Origin of the sequence: Mycobacterium sp. (assembly GCF_039583785.1) — a bacterium.
GTDB lineage: Bacteria > Actinomycetota > Actinomycetes > Mycobacteriales > Mycobacteriaceae > Mycobacterium.
Map to the genome: position 1 here is coordinate 25,644 of NZ_JAVKSG010000002.1, position 24,066 is coordinate 49,709.

Below are 24,066 nucleotides of genomic sequence, written 5' to 3' on the forward strand. Positions count from 1 at the left end.
TCAACGATCACGTCACACTGCGTTGACGTCCGACCACGCCACGCGCACGATGTCCTACATGCGCTATATCGTTACCGGCGGTACCGGGTTTATTGGGCGCCGCGTGGTGTCGCGTCTGTTGGACGCCCACCCGGACGCCGAAGTATGGGTCCTGGTTCGCCGATCCTCCCTCGGCCGCTTCGAACGCTTGGCCGCAGCCTGGGGTGATCGAGCAAAGCCGCTGGTTGGCGAGCTGACTGAGCCGCAGCTCGGGTTGACCGAGGAGCCGTTGGCCGAGCTGGGCGCGGTCGACCACGTGGTGCACTGCGCGGCGATCTACGACATCACCGCCGCCGAAGCCGCGCAGCGCGCGGCCAACGTGGAGGGCACCCAGGCCGTGATCGAGCTGGCGTGCCGGCTCGATGCGACCCTGCATCACGTGTCGTCGATCGCGGTGGCCGGCGACTTCCGCGGCGAGTACACCGAGGACGACTTCGACATCGGTCAACAGTTGCCGACGCCGTATCACCAGACGAAGTTCGAGGCTGAACTGCTGGTCCGCTCGACGTCGGGGCTGCGGTACCGGATCTACCGGCCGGCGGTCGTGGTGGGTGATTCGCGCACCGGCGAGATGGACAAGATCGACGGGCCGTACTACTTCTTTCCCGTGCTGGCCAAGCTCGCGGTGCTGCCGCGGCTGACGCCGATGATGTTGCCCGACACCGGTCGCACCAACATCGTTCCGGTGGACTACGTCGCCGACGCCCTGGTCGCATTGCTGCACGCCGACGGGCGCGACGGGCAGACGTTCCACCTCACCTCGCCGAAAACCATTGGGCTGCGAGGTATTTACCGAGGGGTTGCCGCCGCAGCGGGATTGCCGATGCTGCGCGGGTCGCTACCCAAGTCGGTGGCGGCGCCGGTGCTAAAAGCGCGTGGCCGGCCCAAGGTGTGGCGCAACATGATCGCGACTCAACTGGGCATCCCCGGCGAGGTTCTCGACGTCGTCGACCTTGCCCCGACTTTCATCTCCGACCAGACGCAGAACGCGTTGCGCTGCAGCGGAATTACGGTGCCCGAATTCAGCAGCTATGCGCCGGCGCTCTGGCGGTACTGGGCCGAGCATCTCGATCCCGACCGGGCCCGCCGCGACGATCCGGACGGCCCGCTGGTCGGCCGGCACGTGATCATCACCGGAGCATCCAGCGGTATCGGCCGGGCGGCAGCGCTTGCGGTCGCCGAACGTGGCGGATGCGTGTTCGCGCTGGCTCGCAATAGTGATGCGCTCGACGATCTGGTGAAAGAGGTTCGTACGAAAGGCGGACAGGCTTACGCCTTCACCTGCGACGTCACCGATTCCGGGTCGGTGGACCACACCGTCAAAGACATCCTGGGCCGCTTCGATCACGTGGACTATCTGGTCAACAACGCGGGTCGATCGATCCGTCGATCGGTGGTCAATCAGACCGACCGGATGCACGACTACGAAAGGGTGATGGCGGTCAACTACTTTGGCGCGGTGCGAATGGTTCTGGCGCTGCTGCCGCATTGGCGTGAGCGCCGTTTCGGCCACGTCGTCAACGTGTCCAGCGCCGGCGTGCAGGCCCGCAGCCCCAAGTACAGCTCGTACCTGCCCACGAAGGCCGCACTTGACGCGTTCTCCGAAGTGGTTGCCACCGAAACACTGTCTGACCACGTGACATTTACCAACATCCACATGCCGTTGGTGGCCACCCCGATGATCAAGCCGTCCCGGCGGCTGAACCCGATTCCGCCGATCAGCACCGAACACGCGGCCGCGATGGTGGTTCGTGGATTGATCGACAAGCCATCACGGATCGACACGCCGCTGGGCACCTTGTCGGAGGCCGGCCACTATTTCACTCCGAAGCTGTCGCGGCGAATCCTGCACCAGGTGTACCTCGGCTACCCGGATTCGGCCGCGGCGCGTGGTGAGGCGCAACCGATAGACCCGAATCCTGTTGTGGAACAGCCTTCGTCACGCCGACCGAAGCCGCCGACGCGTGCCTCGGTTGCTCGGGTACGGATCCCCGGCCCGGTCAAGCGCGTCGTGCGCCTGGTTCCCGGTGTGCACTGGTAACAGCGAACTCGGTTCGATCGCGTCGCCGGGCAGTCTGGCTCGCCATGCGCCCTTGCGTCACCAACCGGATCGACCAGGCCTGAGCGGGTATCGTGTCCGCGGTGGCCGCCGCACCAGTTTTCGCCGACGTCGACACCGGCGTTGACGACGCCATTGCACTGATCTACCTGTTGGCCAGCCCGGACGCGGAACTCGTCGGCATCGCCTCGACCGGTGGCAACGTCCCCGTCGACCAAGTCTGCGACAACAATCTCGGTCTGCTCGACCTGTGCCGCGTCGAGGGCATACCGGTGTCGAGGGGTGCCGATCACCCGCTGAACTCCGCTGTGCGCACGGACAGTCCGGTCCACGGACCGCGCGGCTTGGGCTACGCCGACTTGCCACCAACCGAGCGACGGATCAGCGGCGACGATGCCGCTACGGCGTGGGTCGCAGCGGCGCAACAGCATCCGGGCGAGTTGATCGGAGTGGCCACCGGGCCGCTGACCAACCTGGCGCTGGCGTTACGCAAAGAGCCTGCGCTGCCGGAACTGCTGCGCCGGTTGGTGATCATGGGCGGCGCCTACGACCACCTAGGGAACACCACCCCGGCGGCCGAGTGGAACATCGCCTTCGACCCGGAGGCGGCGGCCGAGGTATTCGCCGGTTGGTCACCTTCGGAGGACGTCGACCCACAACGTCTTCCGATCTTGTGTGGCCTCGACGTAACCCGGCAGATCGCACTCACCCCGGACATTCTTTCCCGCCTGGCCGCCGCGGCCGAGTCGACAACGACCACCCTGAGCGCCGAGGATCAGCGCGGCACCCGGTCGTCGGCCTCCAACCCGCTCATCCGGGTGATCGAAGATGCGACGCGGTTTTACCTGGAGTCGTATCACGACCGGGGCCATGGCTACCTCGCGCATCTACACGATCCATTGGCCGCGGCGGTCGCATTGGATCCGCAGCTTGTCGAGACCCGGCAAACCACGGTGGACGTCGAGTTGACCGGCACCCTGACCCGGGGCATGACAGTCACCGACTGGTCGGGCCGTTGGGCTCGAAAGCCCAACGCGTTGATCGCTGTTCAGGCAGACCCGACGGTGTTCTTCGACCGGTTCATCGAGCGGGTGGGCCCGTTTGCCAGCCGACTGGGCTGATCGGCTTCTACTCGCCGAACGTGTAACTGCTGTGAGCCGATTTTCGCCGCTTTTTCGCAGTGACTGCACGCTCGGCGCACGGAAGCTCGCGTTACTCGTAGATTCCCTCCAGGTACCACCTCCGTTGCCGATAGCAGAGCAGTAGCGCGGTGCCGGGATCGGCCGGTCGCTCGCCTTCCAACAACACCTGCACCCGAGCGGTCCGACCCGCCTTTTGACCGGCATCAAGCCGGTCATCCCACCACCGTTCGTCGACCGGCCATGGGCCGGCCCACCAGTGCAGCTGATTGTCGCGGCCGCGGGCGGTCAGCCGAGCCGGGTCGGCGGAGAACAACCCGCGACTGGTTATCCGAATCGAATTGCCTTGACTATCAAGCAGTTCCACTGGGTCGTCGAGTAGCACCGCCGGTGATGGCTCCGGCAGCTGGCCGGGCCACGGCCGATTCGGATCGGCGAGCGGCACCGGCTCGTCGCCCAGTGGTGTCAACGTGATGCGTTCGGCCGGCCCGCGACCGCCGGACAGCGTGGGCACCTGCACCGCCTCCGGCCCGAGCAGACCCTGCACCCGGATCAGCACCCGACGTGCCCGCATCCGGTCCTCTTCGCCGAGACCACCCCACAGCGGTAGCTGCAGCGCCCCCGCCGACACCACCTCCACGGCCTGCAGCCGTAACTGAACCAGCGGCGCGGTAGGCCGATCCACGACGATCCGGGTGTTCAACCAGCCGTCCAGCTGCCAGCGCACCCGGTCGGCGGTGGCATCCTCGGTCAACGGCTCGGCGCAGCGCCAAACCCGGTTCAGCTCTTCACCGTTGGCGGTCACGGCATGGATGGCCAGCCGGGTGCAACCCACTCCGGCAGCGAGTAACGTCTGATGCAACGCGCCGGCCAACGAGCGCCCGGCGAACGCCGCGGCGTCGACCCGGTCGATCGGCGGATCGCACTGCAACACCGCATCGAGTTCGGCCGGCGGCTCACGCCCCGACGGCCCGCGTTCCGGCTCGCCCCGGGCGAACCGGTGCGCGCTCACCGCATCGGCGCCGAACCGGGAGGCGACGTCCGTTCGCGACAGCGCAGCGAACTGACCGATGGTGCGAATCCCCATCCGCCACAGCAGATCCGCCAGCCCAGCCCGCCCTGGACCAGACAGGCTGGGCTCGGTGGCGAGTTGCCGGATCGACAGCGTCGACAGAAACCGCGCATCCTCCCCCGGCGCTACGACCCGGCCCGCCCGAGCCGCGAAGACCGCAGTCGGGAGCTGATCGGCTATTCCGACCTGACACTCGGCGCCGGCCGCGGCCACCGCGTCGGTCAACCGCTCGGCGACCTGCTGTTCGGACCCGAAGAACCGGGCCGCCCCGCGCACCGGCATCACCACCAGGCCGGGACGCAGCACCTCGGCCCGGGGCACCAGGTCGTCGACCGCCGCAACCACTCCTTCGAAGAAGCGGGCGTCACGGTCCGGGTCGACGGCCACCACGTGCAGTTGCGGGCAGCGGGCCGACGCTTCGCGCCGTCGCAGCCCTCGCCGGACACCCGTCGAACGAGCCGCCGACGAACAGGCGATCACCCGGTTGGCCAGCGTGACGGCCACCGGGGACGTCGCCGGCAGTCCCGCCGCCGCCGCGGCGGCAACCGCGGGCCAGTCCATGCACCAAATCGCCAATACCCGCGAAGCCACACTCACCCCGTTCGAGCCTGCCGGATCGCCCGCCCCGCTGCACACACCTCGAGCCGCACCTTGTTGATCCGCCCGAAACCCGGCTTTTCCGAGGTGGTTTCGTAACCGTAGACCCGAGCCTTGAGCCGGATCGACGCACCCTGCCAGCTGCCGTCGGTGACCAGCAACGTGCAGCCTTTCTGCCGAGCCCGGGCCGCCACGGCCCGGGCCCGAGTCATCGGCACCAAGCGTCCGCCCAGCGCCAGCACAATCAGGTCCATTCCGTCCATGAGCACCGCGGCCACCTCCACCGGGTCGGTGCCGGGATCCGGGATCACCGCAAGCCGGCTCAGATCGGCGCCCATTTCCACCGCGGCCAGCAGTCCGACATCCGGTTGGCCGACGATGGCCGCATTCCCGCCGGCGGCCGTCACCGCGGCCACCATGCTCAGCGGCAACGACCGGGCACCCGACAACACCGCAACCGCTCCTCGTGGCAACGCATCCGGCAACAAGTCCGTCAGCAACTGCGGGACCGGGAGCCTGGCTTCCGAATCCGGAAGCAGGTCGTCCAGATGGGCGTGGCCGCGCCGCAGAGAGCCAATCTTCCCGGATACCGCCGCCATCTGCCTGCGCAGCTGTTTTAGCTGTTCAGCACGGTTGTGCTGCGGCTGCTCGGAAGTAAGCATCGCCGTCATCGAGCACTCCTACGGTACGGGTGTTACTACTGGTATTCGAATATGTGTTCGATTGCCCATCAGTCAATACCCACCCACCGACAAGGTCAAGCGGAAGCGTGTCGCGATGGCTCCAGAGGAATTCGCGTTCGGGACAGGCCTCGACGAACGAGTCGGGCTATTCCGATTGCCCGACTTCTCCTCGCGGCGCGCATCGTCGTCGGGCTATTCCCACTCGATGGTGCCGGGCGGCTTGCTGGTGACGTCCAGCACCACCCGGTTGACCTCGGCCACCTCGTTGGTGATCCGCGTCGAAATCCGCTCCAGCACGTCGTAGGCCACCCGGGTCCAGTCGGCGGTCATGGCGTCTTCGCTGGACACCGGTCGCAGCACGATCGGATGCCCGTAGGTCCGGCCGTCCCCCTGCACGCCCACCGACCGGATGTCGGCGAGCAGCACCACCGGGCACTGCCAGATCTGGGAGTCCAGGCCGGCCGCGGTCAATTCCTCACGCGCGATCGAGTCGGCCCGACGTAGTGTCTCCAGCCGGGCCGCGGTGACTTCACCGATGATGCGGATCGCCAGGCCCGGACCCGGAAACGGCTGGCGCGCAACGATTTCCTCGGGCAAACCCAACTCGCGCCCCACCGCGCGCACCTCGTCTTTGAACAGCAGTCGCAACGGCTCGACGAGAACGAACTTCAGATCGTCGGGCAGGCCGCCGACATTGTGATGGCTTTTGATGTTGGCCGCCCCGGTGCCACCGCCGGACTCCACCACATCCGGATACAGCGTTCCCTGCACCAGGAACTCAACCTCGTTGTCGTTGTGCCCCAGCGCATCTCGAACAGCTCCCTCGAACGCCCGGATGAACTGCCGTCCGATGATCTTGCGCTTGCCTTCCGGGTTGGTCACCCCGGACAGCGCTTCGAGGAAGGTCGCCTCGGCATCGACGGTCACCAGGTTGGCGCCGGTGGCGGCGACGAAATCACGCTGGACTTGTGCGCGCTCACCCGCGCGCAACAAACCGTGGTCGACGAACACACACGTCAGTCGATCTCCGATGGCCCGCTGCACCAGCGCCGCGGCCACGGCCGAATCGACGCCACCGGACAGCCCGCAGATCGCGTGACCGTCGCCGACCTGGCTGCGCACCTGCTCGATCAACGCCTCGGCGATACCGGCCGGGGTCCAATCCGGTGCGATACCGGCAAACTCGTGCAGGAACCGGGTCAGCACCTGTTGCCCGTGCGGGCTGTGTAGGACCTCGGGGTGGTACTGCACGCCGGCCAGCCGCCGCGCCCGGTTCTCGAACCCCGCCACCGGGGAGCCCGCGCTGGTCGCGATCACCTCGAAGCCGTCCGGCGCGGACGTCACCGCGTCGCTGTGGCTCATCCACACCGGCTGGGTGCCGGGAAGATCGGAATGTAATTCGCCGCCAACGACTTTCAGTTCAGTGCGGCCGTACTCGCTGGTGCCGGTTCGCGCGACGGTGCCGCCGAGTGCCTGCGCCATCGCTTGGAATCCGTAGCAGATACCGAACACCGGCACACCCAGGTCGAACAACGCCGGGTCGAGTTGCGGAGCGCCGTCGGCGTACACGCTGGCCGGACCGCCGGACAGCACCACCGCCAGCGGATCGCGGGCCTTGATCTCGTCGACCGCCGCGGTGTGCGGGATGACCTCGGAGAACACCCGCGCCTCACGCACCCGGCGGGCGATCAACTGGGCGTATTGCGCGCCGTAATCGACGACCAGCACGGGACGGGGCGATGCGGACTCCACCGGCATAGTCTAGAGGCGCACCCGTCGGCGCTCCGCGCTTGACGTAGGTGTAGGCAAATGTCAACACAGCCGTTCATGCCGCCATCGCCCACCCCGCCGTGCAGCAGGAAAACATGCCGGTCACCACGCCAATCGCTGGCACACCGACGTCACGTTCGTCGCGAATTACCCGGCTGCATCGGTTCTGCGCGCCGTCACCCTACCGAGCTAGGGCGGATCGACGCTGACGACCAACATCGGCTGATCAACCGCGTCGCGGTGGCGGGCGACGTTCCGGTCGACATCCACGGCCGGCGCAGCCGAACGATCAGCGGCGCGCCGCTGCGGGCGGCAAAAAGCGCCGCGAGCTGATTGGTGAGTATCCACTCACCGATCAGCACCTAGCCAAGGTACGGTCGCGCCCATGACCTCCCCTGCGGCCAGCACTCGCGATCGCCTGCTCGAAGCGGCCATGGAGTTGTTCGCCCGTCAGGGGTATGCCTCCACGTCCATCGCCGACATCCAACAGGCGTGCGGGCTGTCCCCCGGCTCCGGCGCCCTGTACAAGCACTTTCCCTCGAAGAGGGCGCTGCTGCAGGAAGCGACGCGGCGGCAGGTGGAGCAGATGGGCAGTATGCGCGACGACTACAACCGGACGCGGCCCACCGATGTCCGGGGTGCGCTGCGCCAAGGCGCCGAGCAGATCTGGGCCAGTCTCGATTACAACAGCCAGCTACTCAGGGTGATGTTCCGCGAGCCCGAGGCGATCGACGAGATGATCGACGAGCTGTGGTCGGCGGCGACAACTACCGCCTACCAGCGGACCGGCCGGGCACTGGCCGCCGCCAAGGAAACCGGAGTCGCGCCGGTCAAAGATCCCGAGGCGACGGCTACGGTGCTGGTGGCAGCACTGGCTTATCTGCCGATCGCGCAGTTGCTGATCGGGCGAACTCCCGGCGACATCGACGCCGAGCGGTTCCGCGAAGCGTGGCTCCGGTTGGCCGAAGGCGTGTTCACCGGCGCACCACCGACCTGACTGCTCGACGCAGTTCGGCCGCAGCAACGCCGCCGAAAAAAGTCGGTCGGCCGGAACATTTGGCGCACCGGCAGCGGGCATGGTGAGGTGGTAACTGCTCACGGTAGAAACCATCCCTGACCGACCTCATCCCAGAAGGGAGGCCCGCCTTGCTGGGTCTACCGGAAAAAGTGCACGCCTGCCTGTTCGATCTCGACGGCGTGCTCACCGACACCGCGAGCGTGCACACCAAGGCCTGGAAGGTGGTGTTCGACGCCTTTCTCAAGCAGCACGCCAAGGACAACGGGGAACAGTTCGTGCCGTTCGACGCCGACGAGGACTACCTGAAATACGTCGACGGCAAGAAGCGCGAAGACGGGGTGCGCTCGTTCCTGGCCAGCCGCGACATCGAACTGCCCGACGGCGATCCCGACGACACCGCCGACAAGGACACCGTCTATGGGTTGGGCACCCGCAAAAACGACGCCTTTCAAAAGACTTTGCACGCCGACGGCGTCAAGGTCTTTGAGGGCTCACGGCGCTACCTGGAGAAGGTGGCCGCCGCCGGCCTGGCCACCGCGGTGGTGTCGGCCAGCGCCAACGCTCGCGAGGTACTCAAGATCGCCGGGCTCGAGAAGTACATCCAGCAACGCGTCGACGGCGTGACGCTGCGCGAGGAGCACATCGCGGGCAAGCCAGCACCCGACTCGTACCTGCGCGCCGCGGAGCTGCTGAAGGTAAAGCCTTCTGCCGCAGCCGTTTTCGAGGACGCCCTCTCCGGGGTGGCGGCTGGCCACGCCGGCAAGTTCGGCTACGTCGTCGGCGTCGACCGCGTGGGCCAAGCCGACGAATTGCGCAGTCACGGAGCCGATCTCGTGGTAACCGACCTCGGCGATCTGATTTAGGAGCCACGCATGATCAACGAAGACGCCTTCCCCGTCGAACCCTGGCAGGTCCGGGAAACCAAGCTCGACCTGAACATGCTGGCTCAATCAGAGTCGTTGTTCGCGTTGTCCAACGGGCACATCGGATTACGAGGCAACTTCGATGAAGGTGAGCCGCACGGACTCCCGGGCACCTACCTCAACTCGTTCTACGAAGTCCGGCCGCTGCCGTACGCGGAGGGCGGGTTCGGTTATCCCGAAGCCGGCCAGACCGTCGTCGACGTGAGCAACGGCAAAGTGTTTCGCCTGATGGTCAACGACGAGTTGTTCGACGTGCGCTACGGCCAATTGATCGACCATGAGCGGATCCTCGACCTGCGCGCTGGCACACTGGTTCGCCACGTGCACTGGCGTTCGCCGACAGGCCGACAAGTGAAGTTGACCTCCACCCGGCTGGTGTCGCTGGCCCACCGCAGCGTCGCAGCGATCGAGTATGTGGTCGAGGCGGTCGACGAATTCGTCCGTATCACAGTGCAATCCGAGCTTGTCAGCAACGAGGACCAGCCGGAGACATCGAGCGACCCACGGGTATCGGCGGTGCTGGACCGGCCGCTGGAGGCAGTCGACCACGAGGCCACCGAGAACCGATGCATGCTGATGCACCGGACCCGGGCCAGCGGGCTGATGATGTCGGCAGCGATGGATCACGAGATCGAGGTCCCCGGTCGCGTCGAGGTTCACACCGAAGCTCGCCCGGACTTGGGCCGGACCACGGTGATCTGTGGATTACGACCGGGTCAGCGACTGCGCATCGTGAAGTACCTGGCGTACGGCTGGTCGAGCCTGCGCTCCCGCCCCGCTCTGCGCGACCAGGCCGCCGGCGCCCTGGCCGGCGCCCGCTACGCCGGATGGGACGGGCTGCTGGCGGCCCAGCGTGAATACCTCGACAATTTCTGGGACAACGCGGACGTCGAGGTCGAAGGCGACCCCGTGATCCAGCAGGCCGTCCGGTTCGGGCTCTTCCACCTGGTACAGGCGAGCGCACGCGCCGAGGGCCGCGGCATTCCGAGCAAGGGGCTTACCGGCACCGGCTATGACGGCCACATCTTCTGGGACAGTGACGGATACGTTCTACCCGTGCTCACCTATGCCTTGCCGCACGCGGCGGCCGACTACCTGCGCTGGCGGGCGTCGACGCTGAATCTGGCCAGGGATCGCGCGGTCGAACTCGGCCTGCAAGGCGCGGCGTTCCCGTGGCGGACGATTCGCGGCGAGGAGTGTTCGGGTTACTGGCCGGCGGGCACTGCGGCCTTCCACATCAACGCCGACATCGCGATGGCATTCGAGCGGTACCGCATCGTCACCGGCGATCAGTCGCTGGAAGCGGAATGCGGACTCGAGGTCCTGATTGAGACGGCCCGGCTGTGGCGCTCGCTGGGTCACCACGACCGGCATGGCGTCTGGCACATCGACGGGGTGACCGGTCCCGACGAATACACCGCGATCGTGCGCGACAACGTCTTCACGAATCTGATGGCGGCACACAACCTTCAGGTCGCCGCCGCGGCGTGCGCCCGTCATCCGGAGCAGGCCCGGGCATTCGGTGTCACCACCGAGGAAACCGCCGCCTGGCGTGATGCGGCCAATGCGGCCAACATTCCGTACGACGAAGAGCTCGGCGTGCACCAGCAGTGCGAAGGATTCACCACCTTCGCCGAATGGGACTTCGAGAACCGAAACAAATATCCGCTGCTGCTGCACGAGCCCTACGTCCGGCTCTACCCCGCGCAGGTGATCAAGCAGGCCGACCTGGTGTTGGCGATGCAATGGCAGAGCCGCGCGTTCACACCGGAGCAAAAGGCCCGCAATGTCGACTATTACGAGCGTCGGATGGTGCGCGACTCGTCACTGTCGGCGTGCACCCAGGCGGTGATGTGCGCCGAGGTCGGCCACCTGGAGCTGGCACACGACTATGCCTTCGAAGCGGCGCTGGTCGACCTGCACGACCTGCACTCCAACACCCGCGATGGTCTGCACATGGCATCGCTGGCCGGCGCCTGGATGGCTCTGGTGAACGGCTTCGGCGGTCTCCGCGACGACGAAGGTGTGCTGTCGCTGGATCCCCAGTTGCCGGATAGCTTCGCACACCTGCGCTTTCGGCTGAACTGGCAGGGATACCGGCTGACGGTGTCGGTCACTCACAAGGACGTCACCTACACGTTGCGTGACGGGCCCGACGGCGAGTTGAAAATCCGTCACGCCGGTGCAGACCTGGTGCTCAACAGCAACGAACCGCTCACCGTCGAGATCCAGGAACGTCAGCCGCTGTTGCCGCGTCCGCTGCAACCCCCCGGCCGCGAGCCGATGCACCGGCGCAGCGGCTTGGCGCAGCCGAAGATCGTCGCGGTCAGCCCGCCGAGCTGATCGGCCGCCGACTGATGCGCCGCTCCTCCTGCTCGTTTCGGATCGCACTGCGCTGTTGATCGTCGCCGACGGAAGGCAACCAGCGCAGCGCGCCCGGCGCTGACTCCGGCACCACCGGGTGGGCCGGCGCGATCGGGTCGAGCCGACGGTAGGCCTCGCCCTGCTTGGGACGAATGTCGTTCTCCCCCTTGTTCGGCCACAGCGATGCGGCCCGCTCGGCCTGCGCGGTGATCGACAGCGACGGGTTCACGCCGAGGTTGGCCGAGATCGCGGCGCCGTCCACCACGAACAGCGTCGGGTAGCCGTAGGCCCGGTGATACGGGTCGATGACGCCGGCCTCGCGGCTGTCGCCGATCGCCGCGCCGCCGAGGAAGTGTGCGGTCAGCGGGATGTTGAACAGCTCACCCCAGGTACCACCGGCGACGCCGTCGATCTTCTCGGCGATGCGGCGAGTGGCCTCGTTGCCGACCGGAATCCAGCTTGGATTCGGCACACCGTGGCCCTGCTTGCTGACGTAGCGGCGACGACCCAGCTTCGTACGTTTGGTGTAGGTGGTGATCGAGTTGTCCAGGTTCTGCATCACCAGCGAGATCATCGTGCGCTCGCTCCACTGACGTGGATTGAGCATTCGCAGTATGCCCCGCGGATCGTCACCGGCATAGTCCAGCAACTGCCGCCACCGCGGGACGTCGCTGCCGCCTTCGCCGGGGCCGTCGGTCATCAACGTCTGCAGCAGACCCATTGCGTTGGAGCCTTTGCCGTAGCGGCACGGCTCGATGTGGGTGTCCGACGACGGGTGGATGGACGACGTGATCGCCACCCCGTGGGTCAGGTCCAAGTCGGGGCTGACCTTGAGCCGGCCCGCTCCGACGATCGACTCGGAGTTGGTGCGGGTCAGTTCGCCCAGCTTGTCCGACAGCTTGGCCAATTTTCCGGCGTCGCGCATCTTGAACAGTAGATGCTGGGTGCCCCAGGTGCCCGCGGCCAGCACCAGATGCTCGGCGGTGAAGGTGCGTTTCTTGCGGCGTAGCGCCCGTCCGGTGCGCGCGGTGCGGATCTCCCACAGGCCGTCGGCGCGCTGTTCGAAACCGGTGACGGTGGTCATCGGAATTACCTCTGCGCCATTGGATTCCGCAAGACCCAGGTAGTTCTTCACCAAGGTGTTCTTGGCGCCGAACCGGCAGCCCGTCATGCAACTGCCACATTCCAGGCAGCCGGTCCGGGCCGGGCCGGCGCCGCCGAAATACGGGTCGGGCACCGTCTGCCCGGGCGTCTTGGCGCCGTCGGGCCCGAAGAACACCCCGACCGGGGTCTGCACGAAGGTGTCGCCGCAACCCATGTCCTCGGCGACCTCTTTGAGAATGCGGTCGGCGTCGGTGAAGGTCGGGTTGGTGACGACGCCGAGCATCCGCTTGGCCTGCTCGTAGTGCGGCAGCAGTTCTTCTCGCCAGTCGGTGATGTGCGACCACTGCCGGTCTTTGAAGAACGGATCCGAGGGCACGTACAGCGTGTTCGCGTAGTTCAGCGATCCACCGCCGACGCCCGCGCCGGCCAGGATCATCACATTGCGCAGCAAGTGGATGCGCTGGATGCCGTACATGCCGAATTTCGGCGCCCACAGAAATTTGCGGAGGTTCCAGGAGGTCTTGGCGAATTCCTCATCGGAGAAGCGGCGACCGGCCTCCAGCACGCCGACCTTATAGCCCTTCTCGGTGAGCCGCAGCGCGGTGACGCTGCCGCCAAAACCCGAACCAATGATCAAGACGTCGTAGTCAGGTTTCACGTCGCCAGCCTACGGCGAGCAGACGCAGAATCGCACAAAAGCCGCCGTGGTCATGCGATTGTGCGTCTGCTCGCCGGGCCGTCAACTGGCCGGGCGCTAGCTGCCGACGGTCAGGCCGACCTTCTGGAATTCCTTGAGGTCACAGTAGCCCGATTTGGCCATCGAACGGCGCAGCCCGCCGACCAGATTCAACGAGCCGAACGGGTCGTCGGACGGGCCGTTCAGAACGTGCTCCAAGGGCAGCCGTTCGCCGACCGCGATCTGCAGCAGGGCACCGCGTGGCAGCGACGGGTGGGCGGCGGCGGACGGCCAGTACCAGCCGTCGCCCTGCGCTTCGGCGGCCTCAGCGAGCGGGGTGCCCAGCACGACGGCGTCGGCGCCACACGCGATGGCCTTCGCAAGATCGCCGGAGGTGTGGATGTCGCCGTCGGCGAGCACGTGCACGTAGCGGCCGCCGGTCTCGTCCAGGTACTCGCGCCGGGCCGCGGCGGCGTCGGCGATCGCGGTGGCCATCGGCACGCTGATGCCAAGCACCTCGTCGCTGGTGGTCACTCCCCTGGTCGAGCCGTAGCCGACGATGACGCCCGCCGCGCCGGTGCGCATCAGGTGCAGCGCGCTGCGGTGATCGATCACGCCGCCGGCCACCACCGGGACGTCGAGCTCGGAGATGAACGTCTTGAGGTTCAACGGCTCGCCGTGGCTGTCGACCCGTTCGGCGGAGAGGATGGTGCCCTGGATGACCAGCAGGTCGATGCCCGCCGACAGCAACGCCGGCGTCAGCGCCTGCGCGTTCTGCGGGCTGACCCGGACCGCGGTGGTGACCCCGGCCTCGCGGATGCGGGCCACCGCGGCGCCGAGCAGATCGGGATCCAGCGGAGCCGAGTGGAATTGCTGGAGCAGCCGGATAGCCGCCGACGGCTCGGGAGCGGCCGCTGCTGCTGCTACGACCTGGGCGATCTTGGCTTCGACGTCGGCGTGACGGCCGATCAGTCCTTCGCCGTTGAGCACACCCAGCCCGCCGAGCCGCCCGAGTTCGATGGCGAGCTCCGGCGACACCAGCGCGTCGGTCGGATGCGCCACGATCGGGATCTCGAACCGGTAGGCGTCCAGCTGCCAGGCCGTCGTGACGTCCTGCGACGAGCGGGTGCGTCGCGACGGCACGATGTTGATGTCATCGAGTTCGTAGGTGCGCCGGGCGGTTCGGCCCATGCCGATCTCAACCATGTCACGCATGAGTGTCCTTAGATCAGTTCACCGAGCGTAGTAATTGGGCGCTTCGGCGGTCATCGTGATGTCGTGCGGATGGCTTTCTTTCAAACCCGCCGCGGTGATGCGAACGAATTGCGCCCGCTGCAGTGCCTCGATGGTCTCGGCACCGGTGTAGCCCATCGCGGCGCGTAGTCCACCGGTCAGTTGGTGGATCACCGACGACAGCGGCCCGCGGAACGGCACCCGGCCTTCGATGCCCTCGGGGACCAGCTTGTCTTCGGACAGCGCGTCGTCTTGGAAGTAGCGGTCTTTGGAGTAGGACTTGGCGTATCCCCCTGCCAGGCCCCTGCCTTGCATGGCGCCCAGCGATCCCATGCCGCGGTAGCTCTTGTATTGCTTGCCGTTGACGAAGATCAGCTCGCCGGGCGCTTCGCCGGTACCGGCCAGCAGCGAGCCGAGCATCGCGGTGGAGGCGCCGGCCGCCAGCGCCTTGGCGATGTCGCCGGAGTACTGCAGGCCGCCGTCGGCGATCACCGGCACACCATGCGGACGACACGCCGCTACTGCTTCCAAGATCGCGGTGACCTGCGGGGCCCCGACCCCGGCCACCACGCGGGTGGTGCAGATCGATCCGGGACCGACGCCGACCTTGACCGCATCCGCTCCCGCTTCGACGAGCGCGGTAGCGCCTGATCGGGTCGCGACGTTGCCGCCGATGATCTCGACGCGATCGCCGACTTCGCCCTTGAGCTGACGGACCATGTCGAGCACCAGCCGGTTGTGGGCGTGCGCCGTGTCGACTACCAAGATGTCGGCGCCCGCGTCGGCCAGCGTCATCGCGCGCACCCAGGCGTCGTCGCCGACACCGACGGCGGCGGCAACCAGCAAGCGGCCGTCGCTGTCCTTGGTCGCCAGGGGATGCTGCTCGGTCTTGACGAAGTCTTTGACGGTGATCAGCCCGGTCAGCCGGCCGTGTCCGTCGACGATCGGCAACTTCTCGATCTTGTGCCGGCGCAACAGGCCCAACGCCGCATCCGCGCTCACGCCCTCCTGAGCGGTGATCAGCGGCGCCTTGGTCATCACCTCGGCGACGTGCTTGAACTGGTCGACCTCGAAGCGCATGTCGCGGTTGGTGATGATGCCGACCAGCTGGCCCGCGTCGTCGATGACCGGCAGCCCGGAGATCCGGAACCGGGCGCACATCGCGTCCACCTCGGCCAGCGTGTGGTCCGCTTTGCAGGTGACCGGGTCGGTGACCATGCCGGCTTCCGAGCGCTTGACGGTCTCGACCTGTCCGGCCTGCTCGGAGATCGGCAGGTTGCGGTGCAGCACGCCGAGACCGCCGGCCCGGGCCATCGCGATCGCCATCCGCGACTCGGTCACGGTGTCCATCGCGGAGCTGACCAGTGGCACCTTCAGCCGAATGTTTTTGGTGAGCTGGCTGGATGTGTCGGCGGTCGCCGGCACCACATCGGAGGCAGCGGGCAGTAGCAGAACATCGTCGAAGGTCAGTCCCAGCATCGCGATCTTCTGCGGATCGTCACCACCGGTCGGCACCGGATCCTCCGGGAAGCCACCAACCCGAGGATACGAGGTGACGATCAGGTCGCTACCGCCTTCGAGACGGGACAAGCCAGATGACATAGCCGGGGCCCTCCCAATACGAGCGCGGAGTGATCGACTCATCCTATCGGCTCACCCGGCTGGTGCTCACGACCCGCGCCGCGGCAACACTCGCCAGACCGCGACATGACGGCTGGGCTGCGGGGGTCGCGCTGGCGGGATGCCCGTCAGAATGCGTACTGTAGACCCGTGCGTGACTATCTTCCGCCCGGCCTGCCGCCTGACCCATTTGCCGACGACCCTTGCGATCCGTCGGCAGCGCTGGACGCTGTCGAGCCCGGCCAGCCGCTGGACCCGCAGGAGCGGATGGCAGTCGAAGCCGACCTGGCTGACCTGGCGGTGTACGAAGCCCTGTTGGCGCACAAGGGAATCCACGGCCTCGTGGTGTGCTGCGACGAGTGTCAGCAAGACCACTACCACGACTGGGACATGCTGCGCGCCAACCTGCTTCAGCTGCTGGTCGACGGCACAGTCCGTCCGCACGAGCCGGCCTACGACCCCGAGCCCGATTCCTACGTGACCTGGGACTACTGCCGCGGATACGCCGATGCCTCGCTGAACGAGGCGAACACGGACACTTCGATTTCACGGGAATAGCGCGGCTCGCCGCTGAGCGATTCCTCCCGCTCACCCACTAAATGGGTTAGGTGCAACGGTTATCACCGAAACGCCTGGCGGTGTCACCGCCACCGAGGTGGTCGCGTCGGCCGTCGGTGGGTGGGCGGCGCGGCTGACCACCTTGGCGTTCAGCCGATTGACCTTCGCGATCAGCCCTTGCTTGCGACCGACGTCCTTCACCGTCTGAACGTGTGCGCCGACCGCGGCCAACTTTTCGTTGGCCTGATCCCATTGCCCCGACGCGATCATTTGCTCAACCTGATCCAGATCGGCCTCGGCGGACGACGCGATCTCTTCGTCATGCATCGACGCCGGCTCGCCGAACAGCGTCGTCCGGAGTCCGTAAAACGCGTAACCCAGCTTGACCTGGCCCAACACGGCACCGATTGCCACGACGCCGAGCACCACCGCGGCCACCGCCGTGACCAGCGTCATCCGGCGCCGGGCGCGTCGGCGACCGGTCAGCCCTCGGTTGAGCGCTTCCGCCGCGTCCTGCACGGCGCACACCGCGGTGTTCGGGCGGCCCCGCAGATCGTCGCGCCAGGCCTCCAACACTGCGGCCAGCTCACGGTCTCCGGCGTCGCCGTCACCGGCGAGGTCGGCGAAGTCGACCGGCCCGCGATTGGCCAGGGCGTCGACGAGACGCGCGCTGCGCACCACCTCTTGCGGGCGGGGTTGGTCACCAGGCTCAGACATAGTCACGTCCCGCCGCGGTGATCGCGGATTTGAGCCGCGCCAGCGCGCGGTGTTGGGCGACGCGCACCGCGCCGGCGGTGCTGCCGACGGCCTGGGCCGTCTCCTCTGCGGTCAGCCCGACCACCACACGCAGGATCAGTATCTCGCGTTGTTTGTCCGGTAGGACGTCGAGCAGTTCGCTCACCCGGGTCACTGAGTCGGCATCCATCGCCGCCTGCTCGGGTCCCGGCTCACTCGACAGCCGTTCCGGAACGGACTCGGTCGGATAGGACAGGTCACGGCCTACGGCGCGGTAGGCGTCGGCGACCTTGTGTGCAGCGATGCCGTATACGAAAGCCAAGAACGGGCGGCCGCGATCACGGTATCGCGGCAACGCCATCACGGCAGCCAAGCAAACCTCCTGTGCCACGTCGTCGGCCGATAGACCGTTCCGCTCGAATGTGCCGAGGCGCGCGCGGCAGTATCGGGCCACGATCGGGCGGATCGTCTCCAGGACCTCTCGAAGCGCGTCCCGATCACCTGCGACGGCGTCGGCGACAATCGCGTCGAGATGGTCCTCTTGCGTTGTCATCGGCGGCAACGTCTCCAGCGTTACGAGCCGGGTGGCGCCCGGCCCGTGGGATGTCACTTCGACAATAACCACCCGGCGGATTTCAGGGCCGTCGCCAGGCTCCGCCCCAGTGCTCGACGCGGCGCGCACAGTCGTCCCGGATGTCGCGCAACTCGGTGATCCTGCCTTCCGCGTCGGTGAGGTCGGCCAGCAGGCAGGCCAGCGCCCATCGCAACGGGGTCAGCCCCAGTCCGCCGGTGAGCTCCAGCGCTGCGTCGGCGACAGTCCGGGCACGGTCGACGGCGCCGGCGCTGCACAGTGCGGCGGCCAACACCACCTGACTTTTGGCCCGATGCCGGGCTGCCACATCGAGCGTGGTCGCCGCCAACTCCACCGCGAACTCGGCGTTGCGAACCGCCAAGCTACCTTCGCCGGCGGCCATCGCCAACTCCGCGGAGACCCAGGCGCGGCGCACCGCGACCCGGTGCGGCGCGCGTGCCACGACCGGTTCGGCACGCGCCAGCAGCGTCGCGGACGCCGCCAACCGCCCGACACCTAGCGCGTCGGCGGCCAGCCCGGTAAGCGCATCGCCGACCGACTCCGGATCGTCACCCGCCAGCGCCAGCGCGCGGCCGTCCCATCCGCGGGCCAGTTCGTGCCAGCCCAATTGGCGCAGAAACGATGCCCGTGCGCTGAGCGCGAGCGAGGCCAGTCGACCCGGCGGGCCGGCTCGAAGCAACACCGCGAGATCGGCGTGCGCGCTGCCGTAGCGGCCCTGTCCCCCGGCGGCCACCGCGCGTAACCACAGCTGATCGGGTGTAATAGCAGTGGGTAACGGCCAGCTTCCGGGCAGCTCGCCGAAGGCGGCAGCCAGCAGGCCCGACTCGCCGGACGAGTCGGAAGAGAGATGTATCACGGCGTTCTACACGTTAAGACTTCATGGTTTCTGAGTTACACCGACATTAAATCCAACGATGGTCGTATTTGGTGTGTTGGCCGGATGATTCGGCCGCGAGCTGCGATATTTCTACATACCGTGCCGTCGGCACGCAAACCTCGACTCGACGAAGCACTCGTGTCGATGAATTCGGGGTAAATTCCCTAGCCGCGGTTGAGCATTCGGCGGCGTGCAGCGTGTTGACGGGAATTCCCTAGCGCCTCTACGTTTGTTGCGACGAGTAGTCACCGACGACCCGCTCGACCAGAACATGGGCGCGTAGAGAGGGACTCCAATGCCGCAACCGGAGCAATTACCAGGCCCGAATGCAGACATCTGGGACTGGCAGCTACAAGGTCTGTGCCGCGGCGTGGATTCGTCGATGTTCTTCCACCCGGACGGAGAGCGTGGCCGAGCGCGACTGCAGCGCGAACGTCGGGCCAAGGAGATGTGCCGCAGCTGTCCCGTGATGACCCAGTGCCGCGCACACGCGCTGGACGTGGGCGAGCCGTACGGCATCTGGGGCGGCCTGTCCGAGACCGAGCGCGAACTGCTTCTCAAGCGCGACATCGGCGGCAGGCGCAGCATCCGCCGCAGCGCCTAGTTCGACGACGGGTCGACCTAGAGGATCGATCCGTCCTGCTTGTACTGCTCGATCTTGCCCCAGTCGACCCCGGCGTCCAGCAGGATCTCTTCCGTGTGCTGGCCGTGTTCGGGTGCGCCCGTCGGTTGGACGTGGCGCCCGTCGAACTGCACCGGGTTGGTCGGCAGGATGTAGGGCGTGCCGTTCATCGCTGTCACCTCGGGAATGTAACCGTTGGCGATGACGGCCGGATCTTCGTGTAACTCGCTCGACTTCTGCAAGACGGCCCAGGCGCCCGACAACGGCGTGAGGATCTTTCGCCACTGATCGACGGTTTTGGACGCGAATTCGGCATCCATGATGTCGATCAGCTCGCCACGGTTCACGAAGCGGTTGTGACCGTCGGCGAATCGCTCGTCGGTGATCAGATCCGTCCGGCCGATGACGGTCATGAACTCGGGGTAGAACTTGTCGCCTTGCAGCATCATCAGCGTGATGAAGCGGCCGTCCTTGGTCTGGTAGTTGCCGACCAGCGGGTTGGGCATCGCGCGGTGGGCGAAGGTCGGGATCGGGTCGCCGCCGTACAGGTTCGCTGCCGTGACCTGCGGGGTCATCGCCCACGCCGCGAGGCCGAGCAGCGAGACGTCGACGATCGAGGTCTCGCCGGTGGCCTTGCGCTTGTACAGCGCGGCGGCGATGCCGCCGGCGATGGTCAGCCCACCCATCAGGTCGCCGAATGCCGGGGTTTGCATCACCGGCTCCGGCTGCTCGCGGGTCAGCGCGTCGGCGATTCCGCCGCGTGACCAGAAGGACACGCCGTCATAGCCGGGCCGGTCGGCATCGACGCCCTGTGGTCCATAACCGGATCCGCGGACGTAGATGATGTCGGGGTTCGCGGCGCGAATCTGCTCGACCTCGATGCCGAAGTGCTTGCGACGGCCGGGCAGATAGCTGGTGAGGAACACATCGCTGGATTTCGCCAGCTCGTGGACGACCTCTTGGCCGCCCGGTGTGGTCAAGTCGATGCCGATGGATTTCTTTCCGCGGTTGGGCATTTCGATCATGTAGTTGACGGCGGTGGGTCCGCCGGGAATGAGGCCCATGGTGACCAGTCCGCGCTGGGGGTCGCCGCCTTCACGCGGCTCCACCTTGATCACGTCGGCACCCCACTCGGCCAGAACCGCGCCGGCGGCAGGAACGAATGTCCAGGCCGCGACTTCCAGTACGCGAATGCCGCTCAGCGGTCTGGCGTCAGTCATGACGAGTCCTCGGTTTTCGCAATAGTTTTCAGTTATTCGTCGATGAGCCTGAACCGACGGTATGCCGCGCGGATATCGGTGCGTGCCTGCTCGGGCGACGTGGCCTGGGGCGCGTAGCCGTCTCGATGCGCGTCGATCGGCTTGCCTCCTTCGCTGATCCCTCAAAGATTAGCGGCGGGGACCGCTCCAACTAGATCCAATCGCCGGAAGCATCTACCCGAGACGGTAAAGACCGACCACCCCCGACGCTTGGCCGGGGGTGGTCCGGGTAGGCGGTTCTAGTGCGCGTGCCCGTGGTGATGGCCGTGGTCGTCGGCCGCCTCGGCGGGCTTCTCGACAATCGCGGTCTCGGTGGTCAGCACCATGCGTGCCACCGACGCCGCATTGAGCACCGCCGACCGGGTGACCTTGACCGGGTCGATGACCCCGTCGGCCGCCAGGTCGCCGTACTCCAGCGTCGCCGCGTTCAGGCCATGCCCGACCGGCAGCTCGGCCACCTTGTTCACCGCTACCGCGCCGTCGAGCCCGGCATTGGTCGCGATCCAGTACAACGGCGCACTGAGCGCCTTGGAGAACACCTCGACGCCGCTGGCCTCGTCGCCGGACAACGACTTGTGCAGATCGGCGAGCGCCTTGCGGGCATGTATCAGCGCGGATCCACCGCCGGCGACGATGCCCTCTTCGACCGCGGCCTTGGCCGCAGCGACCGCGTCCTCGACGGCTTCCTTGCGCTTCTTGAGCGCGGTCTCGGTGGCCGCGCCGACCTTGATCACAGCCACGCCGCCGGCCAGCTTGGCCAACCGCTCCTGCAGCTTCTCGCGATCCCAGTCGGAGTCGGTGGCCTCGATCTCGGCGCGCAACTGCTTGGCTCGGTTCGTGATCGCGTCAGCACCGCCACCGCCCTCGACGATAACGGTGTCGTCCTTGCTGACCACCACGCGACGGGCCGAACCCAGCACCTCGAGACCGACCTCGCGCAGTGAGAGCCCGACGTCGGGGTTGACCACCTGGCCGCCGGTGACGATGGCCAGGTCCTCCAGGAATGCCTTGCGGCGGTCGCCGAAGAACGGCGCCTTGACCGCGACGGCCTTCAGCGTCTTGCGGATCGCGTTGACCACCAGCGTCGACAGCGGCTCGCCCTCGACGTCCTCGGCGATCACCAGCAGCGGCTTACCTGCCTCGGCGACCTTCTCCAGCAGCGGCAGCAAGTCGGGCAGCGAGCTGATCTTGTCGCGGTGCAACAGGATCAGGGCGTCCTCGAGCACGGCCTGCTGAGCGTCGAAGTCGGTGACGAAGTAGGCCGACAGGAAACCCTTGTCGAAGCCGACGCCCTCGGTGAACTCCAGTTCGGTGCTCATCGTTGACGATTCCTCGACGCTCACCACGCCGTCGTCACCGACCTTGCTGATGGCCTCGCCGACCAGCTCGCCGACCTGCTCGTCACGCGACGACACGGTGGCGACCTGCGCGATGCCGGTCTTGCCGGATACCGGGGTGGCCGATGCCAGCAGCGCTTCGGAAACCGCGTCGGCGGCCTTGCCGATCCCCAGCCCCAACGCGATCGGGTTGGCGCCGGCCGCCACGTTGCGCAGTCCGTGCTTGATGATGGCCTGCGCCAGCACAGTCGCGGTGGTGGTGCCGTCACCGGCGATGTCATTGGTCTTGGTGGCCACCGACTTCACCAGCTGGGCGCCCAGGTTCTCGAACGGGTCTTCCAGGTCGATCTCGCGGGCGACCGTGACGCCGTCATTGGTGATGGACGGGCCGCCAAAGGCCTTGGCCAGCACCACATTGCGGCCACGCGGCCCCAGCGTCACGCGGACCGCGGCGGCGAGCTTGTCGACGCCGGCTTCCATCGCCCGGCGCGCGGTCTCGTTGAACTCAATCTGCTTGCTCATTTTTTCCTTCTAACTAGTGCCGCCCCGGAACTCACCCGTCGAAACGGGAAGATCCGGGGCGGTACAAGAGTGCCTATTTGTTGACGACAGCCAGCACGTCGCGGGCCGAGAGGATCAGGTACTCCTCGCCGCCGTACTTGATCTCGGTGCCGCCGTACTTGCTGTAGATGACGGTGTCGCCTTCAGACACGTCCAGCGGGATCCGCTTCGAGCCGTCCTCATCCCACCGGCCGGGGCCGACGGCGACGACTTTGCCCTCTTGGGGCTTTTCCTTAGCGGTGTCGGGAATGACCAGACCGGATGCGGTCGTGGTCTCGGCCTCGTTGGCCTGTACGAGGATCTTGTCCTCGAGTGGCTTGATGTTGACGCTCGCCACGATTGGAGCCCTCCACTTACTTAGTCAGATCCGGGGCGGTTGCCCCGATTTACCAGGTGTTTCGGCTTTCGTCCGTGCCTTAGGCGTCGTCGTCGCGGGAGCCGACGCCGGGAATGTCCGATTGCCACCTAGCACTCTATACATGCGAGTGCTAGCACTCAAGGGTGGGTCGGTGCTTTGAGCGAACTTGCCGCATTGGCTTTCAGTAACTTGCCAGACTGACAGACCCATACTGGAGAAATGCTCAACTATTTGCGAAACGCCACCCGCGCCGGCGCCGTCGCGACCTTGCTGATGGTCGCCGCACTCGGGTCGACCCCGCTCGCCCACGCCGAGATGTACGGCGACCCGTCGACCGCCGCGCCCTACTGGCGGTACCAGCACCAGGAGGACTGCGGCCTGATGGCCATTTCCGACGTGGTCGGCCAGCTCACCGGCCACGAGCCAAGCCAGATCGGCATCGAGATGCGCGGCATCTTCACCCCGAGCGAGTCCCACGGCGGCGACGTCTACTTTTTCGACGGCACTTCTCCTCAAGACATGGTGATGCTGTTGCAGCGCTACGGCATCGCAAACAACCTCACCACCGGTAACACCATGGCAGGCCTCGAACAGGATCTGGCCCAAGGCCACAAGGTCATCGCCGCGCTCAACGCCGAGACGATCTGGAACATCGACGGCAATCGGACCCGGCCTGACCACGCCGTCGTCGTCACCGGGGTCGACACCGGCGCCAACATCGTCCATCTCAACGACAGCGGCACGCCCAACGGTCGCGACGAGCAGATCCCGATGGACGTCTTCAGTCAAGCGTGGTCGACGAGCGACAACCTGCTGATCGTCACCGACGCCACCGGTTACGGGACCGTCCCGTGGGCACCCCGACTCTAG

At 66.7% G+C, this 24,066-nt stretch carries 21 protein-coding genes and 1 pseudogene; 9 read left to right on the top strand and 13 right to left on the bottom strand.

The features are described from left to right. The first annotated feature begins 58 nt into the window (after positions 1-58). Together ABDV69_RS01670 and ABDV69_RS01675 are read left to right on the top strand one after the other, a co-directional pair. A complete protein-coding gene (locus ABDV69_RS01670) occupies positions 59-2,080 on the top strand; it encodes an SDR family oxidoreductase (RefSeq protein ID WP_343571616.1) in 2,022 nt (673 codons plus the stop codon). Positions 2,081-2,181: 101 nt separating this feature from the next. Beyond that, complete coding sequence (locus ABDV69_RS01675) at positions 2,182-3,219, top strand: nucleoside hydrolase (RefSeq protein WP_343571617.1); 1,038 nt, start codon at positions 2,182-2,184, stop codon at positions 3,217-3,219. A gap of 91 nt (positions 3,220-3,310) precedes the next feature. Here ABDV69_RS01675 and ABDV69_RS01680 read toward each other — a convergent pair whose 3' ends face one another. The 3 genes from ABDV69_RS01680 to guaA all read right to left on the bottom strand — a co-directional run bounded on the left by ABDV69_RS01680 (position 3,311) and on the right by guaA (position 7,347). Next, complete coding sequence (locus tag ABDV69_RS01680) at positions 3,311-4,906, bottom strand: DNA polymerase Y family protein (protein ID WP_343571618.1); 1,596 nt, start codon at positions 4,904-4,906, stop codon at positions 3,311-3,313. After that, positions 4,903-5,577: a hypothetical protein gene (locus ABDV69_RS01685; protein ID WP_343571619.1), complete on the bottom strand. Its 675-nt coding sequence runs from the start codon at positions 5,575-5,577 to the stop codon at positions 4,903-4,905. Before ABDV69_RS01685 ends, ABDV69_RS01680 begins: the two co-directional genes overlap by 4 nt. A gap of 204 nt (positions 5,578-5,781) precedes the next feature. Then, on the bottom strand, positions 5,782-7,347 hold the full coding sequence (gene guaA / locus ABDV69_RS01690) for a glutamine-hydrolyzing GMP synthase (protein WP_343571620.1): 1,566 nt from the start codon (positions 7,345-7,347) through the stop codon (positions 5,782-5,784). Positions 7,348-7,468: 121 nt separating this feature from the next. On the opposite strand from guaA, the pseudogene ABDV69_RS01695 reads away from it, so the two are divergent. Continuing rightward, positions 7,469-7,549 (top strand): annotated as a pseudogene (locus tag ABDV69_RS01695) (hypothetical protein); the annotation flags it as partial. Here the strand turns inward: ABDV69_RS01695 and ABDV69_RS01700 are convergent. Continuing rightward, a complete protein-coding gene (locus tag ABDV69_RS01700; protein WP_343571621.1) occupies positions 7,536-7,721 on the bottom strand; it encodes a hypothetical protein in 186 nt (61 codons plus the stop codon). The pseudogene ABDV69_RS01695 and the gene ABDV69_RS01700 sit on opposite strands and share 14 nt — an antisense overlap. 23 nt (positions 7,722-7,744) lie before the next feature. Between ABDV69_RS01700 and ABDV69_RS01705 the strand changes: the two genes are divergently transcribed. From ABDV69_RS01705 to ABDV69_RS01715, 3 genes are all read left to right on the top strand, one after another. After that, positions 7,745-8,356, top strand: a complete 612-nt coding sequence (locus tag ABDV69_RS01705) for a TetR/AcrR family transcriptional regulator (RefSeq protein WP_343571622.1) — start codon at positions 7,745-7,747, stop codon at positions 8,354-8,356. Between the two features lie 149 nt (positions 8,357-8,505). Continuing rightward, positions 8,506-9,240, top strand: coding sequence for a beta-phosphoglucomutase family hydrolase (locus ABDV69_RS01710; RefSeq protein ID WP_343571623.1), 735 nt, complete (start codon positions 8,506-8,508; stop codon positions 9,238-9,240). Between the two features lie 9 nt (positions 9,241-9,249). Further along, a complete protein-coding gene (locus ABDV69_RS01715) occupies positions 9,250-11,643 on the top strand; it encodes a glycoside hydrolase family 65 protein (RefSeq protein ID WP_343571624.1) in 2,394 nt (797 codons plus the stop codon). On the opposite strand, the gene ABDV69_RS01720 is transcribed toward ABDV69_RS01715, so the two are convergent. From ABDV69_RS01720 to guaB, 3 genes are all read right to left on the bottom strand, one after another. Continuing rightward, positions 11,627-13,426: a GMC family oxidoreductase gene (locus ABDV69_RS01720; RefSeq protein WP_343571625.1), complete on the bottom strand. Its 1,800-nt coding sequence runs from the start codon at positions 13,424-13,426 to the stop codon at positions 11,627-11,629. The genes ABDV69_RS01715 and ABDV69_RS01720 overlap by 17 nt on opposite strands. Before the next feature lie 96 nt (positions 13,427-13,522). Further along, positions 13,523-14,650 (bottom strand): GuaB3 family IMP dehydrogenase-related protein, encoded by a 1,128-nt coding sequence (locus tag ABDV69_RS01725; RefSeq protein ID WP_343571806.1) that lies wholly within the window; start codon positions 14,648-14,650, stop codon positions 13,523-13,525. Positions 14,651-14,677: 27 nt separating this feature from the next. Further along, on the bottom strand, positions 14,678-16,279 hold the full coding sequence (gene guaB / locus ABDV69_RS01730) for an IMP dehydrogenase (RefSeq protein ID WP_343571626.1): 1,602 nt from the start codon (positions 16,277-16,279) through the stop codon (positions 14,678-14,680). 168 nt (positions 16,280-16,447) lie between these two features. On the opposite strand from guaB, the gene ABDV69_RS01735 reads away from it, so the two are divergent. Next, positions 16,448-16,855 carry a DUF5319 domain-containing protein gene (locus tag ABDV69_RS01735; protein ID WP_343571627.1) on the top strand — a complete coding sequence of 136 codons (408 nt, stop codon included), beginning with the start codon at positions 16,448-16,450 and terminating at the stop codon, positions 16,853-16,855. A gap of 30 nt (positions 16,856-16,885) precedes the next feature. Here ABDV69_RS01735 and ABDV69_RS01740 read toward each other — a convergent pair whose 3' ends face one another. From ABDV69_RS01740 to ABDV69_RS01750, 3 genes are all read right to left on the bottom strand, one after another. After that, positions 16,886-17,572 (bottom strand): anti-sigma-D factor RsdA, encoded by a 687-nt coding sequence (locus tag ABDV69_RS01740; protein ID WP_343571628.1) that lies wholly within the window; start codon positions 17,570-17,572, stop codon positions 16,886-16,888. Next, positions 17,565-18,143 carry a sigma-70 family RNA polymerase sigma factor gene (locus ABDV69_RS01745; protein ID WP_343571629.1) on the bottom strand — a complete coding sequence of 193 codons (579 nt, stop codon included), beginning with the start codon at positions 18,141-18,143 and terminating at the stop codon, positions 17,565-17,567. The genes ABDV69_RS01740 and ABDV69_RS01745 overlap by 8 nt, the downstream gene beginning before the upstream one ends. A gap of 82 nt (positions 18,144-18,225) precedes the next feature. Further along, positions 18,226-19,035, bottom strand: coding sequence for a hypothetical protein (locus ABDV69_RS01750; protein WP_343571807.1), 810 nt, complete (start codon positions 19,033-19,035; stop codon positions 18,226-18,228). Positions 19,036-19,354: 319 nt separating this feature from the next. On the opposite strand from ABDV69_RS01750, the gene ABDV69_RS01755 reads away from it, so the two are divergent. Further along, entirely contained in the window at positions 19,355-19,663 is a 309-nt protein-coding gene (locus tag ABDV69_RS01755) for a WhiB family transcriptional regulator (RefSeq protein WP_343571630.1), read from the top strand. A gap of 17 nt (positions 19,664-19,680) precedes the next feature. Here ABDV69_RS01755 and ABDV69_RS01760 read toward each other — a convergent pair whose 3' ends face one another. From ABDV69_RS01760 to groES, 3 genes are all read right to left on the bottom strand, one after another. Further along, a complete protein-coding gene (locus tag ABDV69_RS01760; protein WP_343571631.1) occupies positions 19,681-20,901 on the bottom strand; it encodes a CoA transferase in 1,221 nt (406 codons plus the stop codon). Positions 20,902-21,179: 278 nt separating this feature from the next. Next, a complete protein-coding gene (gene groL / locus ABDV69_RS01765; protein WP_343571632.1) occupies positions 21,180-22,799 on the bottom strand; it encodes a chaperonin GroEL in 1,620 nt (539 codons plus the stop codon). Between the two features lie 73 nt (positions 22,800-22,872). Then, positions 22,873-23,175 carry a co-chaperone GroES gene (groES, locus tag ABDV69_RS01770; RefSeq protein ID WP_163779981.1) on the bottom strand — a complete coding sequence of 101 codons (303 nt, stop codon included), beginning with the start codon at positions 23,173-23,175 and terminating at the stop codon, positions 22,873-22,875. Positions 23,176-23,415: 240 nt separating this feature from the next. On the opposite strand from groES, the gene ABDV69_RS01775 reads away from it, so the two are divergent. Then, a complete protein-coding gene (locus ABDV69_RS01775; RefSeq protein ID WP_343571633.1) occupies positions 23,416-24,066 on the top strand; it encodes a C39 family peptidase in 651 nt (216 codons plus the stop codon).